Here is a 2,522-nt window from a genome sequence, read left to right as displayed (position 1 = left end):
TCGAACTCATCGGCGGGGTGCGATTCCCGGCCATCGGAGAGCTGCCGTACCTGCTCACCCTCGCGGGCCACGGCTTCTACTGGTTCCGGCTGCGCCGCGCGATCAACCCCGGCACCGCCAGGCGATCCTGACCGCACGTGATCGCACGTGATCGTGTGCCCATCGAAGATCGCCTGCCTCTGAAAGGACGTGTCGCCATGCCGAAGACCGCGTTGCACCGTCCGGGCAGCCATGCCCCCGCCGCACTGCTCACCTCACTCGCCGAACTGCTGCGGCAATGGCTGCCGCGGCAGCGCTGGTTCGCGGGCAAGGGCCACCCCGTCACCGGTCTGAGCGTGGTGTCGTCGACCGAGCTGTACCCGGGCTGCCTGCATCTCCTGATACGCACCGAACACCTCGGCGGCTCCGACCCCGAAGGTCCCGGCACTCCCCCGCCCGACGACTGCTACCAGCTCCTGCTCGGCGCGCGCGAGGTCCTGCCACCCCGGCTCGCCCCCGCCTTCATAGGCCGTCCGAGCGCGGGTCCCCTGGCCGACCTCAGCGTGTACGACGCCTTCCACGATCCCGACGCGGCGGGTCTGCTCCTGGAACGGCTGCGCACGCCCGGGGCTGCGGGACCGCTGCTCTTCGAGCGGGATCCCCAGGTGACGGTCCCCTGCGGTCTCGCCCCCCGGCTCCTCGACACCGAGCAGTCGAACTCCTCGCTCGTGTACGGGAACTCCTTCATCCTGAAGGTCTTCCGCCGCGTCCAGCCGGGCATCAACCCCGACCTGGAGGTGCCCTGGGCGCTGGCCCGGCAGGGCTGCACCCGCGTACCCGCCCCCGCGGCGTGGTTCGGCACCTCGCAGCCGCGGGAGGCCACACTCGGGGTGCTCCAGCCGTTCCTGCGCGACGCCTCCGACGGCTGGACCCTGGCACTCCAATCACTCACCTCCGGCGGGGAGTTCACCGAAGAGGCATACGAACTCGGCCGGGCCACCGCCGAGATACATGTGGCGCTGGCGGCGGCGTTCCCCGTACGAGCGCCCAGTCCGTTGCAGCACCGGCAACTCGCGGCCGCGATGAGTGAACGGCTCGACACCACGGCCCGATCCGTGCCCCAACTCCGGCCGCACGCGGCCGGGTTGCGCTCGGCCTTCGACGAGCTCGCGGCGCTCGACGCGGCGATTCGGCCGGCCCAGCGGATTCACGGCGACCTCCACCTGGGGCAGGTGCTGCGGGCCGGGCGGCAGTGGTCCGTCATCGACTTCGAGGGCGAGCCGGCCCGTCCGCTCACCGAGCGCCGGCGCCTCCAGTCCCCCGTACGCGATGTCGCGGGCATGCTGCGCTCCTTCGACTACGCCGCGCGCTCCCGCCGGCCGTGGCGCCCCGAGTGGGCGCAGCGCTGCCGGGAGGCCTTCTGCGCGGGGTACGCCGCCGCGGCCGCGTGGGACCCACGCGAGGAGCCCGAACTGCTGCGCGCGCACGAGACCGACAGGGCCGTGTACGAGGTGCTGTACGAGGCGAGGCACCGGCCCGACTGGCTGCCGGTCCCGATGGCGGCGGTCGGTCGCCTCGCCGAAGGCGCGGGGCAACAGCGTGGCGAACACCCCACCGAGCGTCCTGCCCCACCTCCAGCCGGCCATCGCGTCGAGCATCACGCCGAACACCGCGTCGAACGTCCAGCTGAACGCCTGTGACGACGACCCGGAACCCAGGATCCATCCGCCCCACCGCTTTCCCCGAGGAGGCTGAAGCCGTGGCAGTTCCCACCACCGCCGTTGGCACCAGGCCGGTAGCCGCGCTGGACGCGACGGACCGCGCGCGCCTGTTGTCGGGCGCCCACCACGATCCGCACGCGCTGCTCGGCGCGCACCCGATACCGGGCGGCGTCGTGTTCCGTGTGCTACGACCGTACGCCGAGGCCGTCGCGGTGGTGGTGGACGGCCGCCGCACGGAGCTACGGGGGGTCGGTGACGGCCTGTTCTCGGGTGTCCTGCCGCTCGGCACGATCCCCGAGTACGTGCTGTCGGTGACGTACGCGGGCCGCGCGTACGAGGTGCATGACCCGTATCGCTTCCTGCCCGCGCTGGGCGAGGTCGATCTGCATCTGATCGGCGAGGGACGCCACGAGGAGCTGTGGCGGGCGCTCGGGGCTCATCCCATGACCCACCAGGGCGTGACCGGCACCCGCTTCACGGTCTGGGCACCCAACGCCCAGGGGGTGAGGGTCTGCGGGGACTTCTGCCACTGGGACGGCACCGCGTACCCCATGCGGTCGCTCGGTTCCTCGGGTGTCTGGGAGCTGTTCCTGCCGGGCATCGGCAAGGGAGCACCGTACAAGTTCGACATCACCCGGCCCGACGGTACGCACACGATGCGCGCCGACCCGATGGCCCGCCGCACCGAAGTGCCTCCGGCGACCGCCTCGATCGTCACGGAGTCGTCCCATGTGTGGACGGACGAGGAGTGGATGGCGGGGCGGGGTGCCCGTCCGGTGCACGAGGCACCGCTGTCCGTCTACGAGGTCCACCTCCCCTCGT

2 protein-coding genes and 1 pseudogene are annotated in these 2,522 nt (G+C 72.0%); all 3 read left to right on the top strand.

Annotated features, from left to right (window positions below; all coding sequences use genetic code 11):
* Positions 1–131, top strand: a 131-nt coding sequence (locus ACIRA5_RS53605; RefSeq protein ID WP_403706004.1) for an alpha-glucosidase C-terminal domain-containing protein, incomplete at its 5' end; no start/stop codon positions are given.
* 66 nt (positions 132–197) lie between these two features.
* Positions 198–1,679 carry a maltokinase gene (locus ACIRA5_RS53600; protein ID WP_403706001.1) on the top strand — a complete coding sequence of 494 codons (1,482 nt, stop codon included), beginning with the start codon at positions 198–200 and terminating at the stop codon, positions 1,677–1,679.
* A 59-nt stretch (positions 1,680–1,738) separates the two neighbouring features.
* Positions 1,739–2,522 (top strand): annotated as a pseudogene (locus tag ACIRA5_RS53595) (1,4-alpha-glucan branching enzyme); the annotation flags it as partial.

This window comes from Streptomyces sp. NPDC096311 (assembly GCF_044763085.1).
GTDB lineage: Bacteria > Actinomycetota > Actinomycetes > Streptomycetales > Streptomycetaceae > Streptomyces.
The sequence above is the reverse complement of the archived record's forward strand: the minus strand, read 5'-3'. Positions and strand labels throughout refer to the sequence as shown.

What these genes read in the sequence shown, in the direction of transcription:
- ACIRA5_RS53600 (WP_403706001.1), top strand. Translation starts at nt 198, where the DNA reads ATGCCGAAGACCGCGTTGCACCGTCCGGGCAGCCATGCCCCCGCCGCA.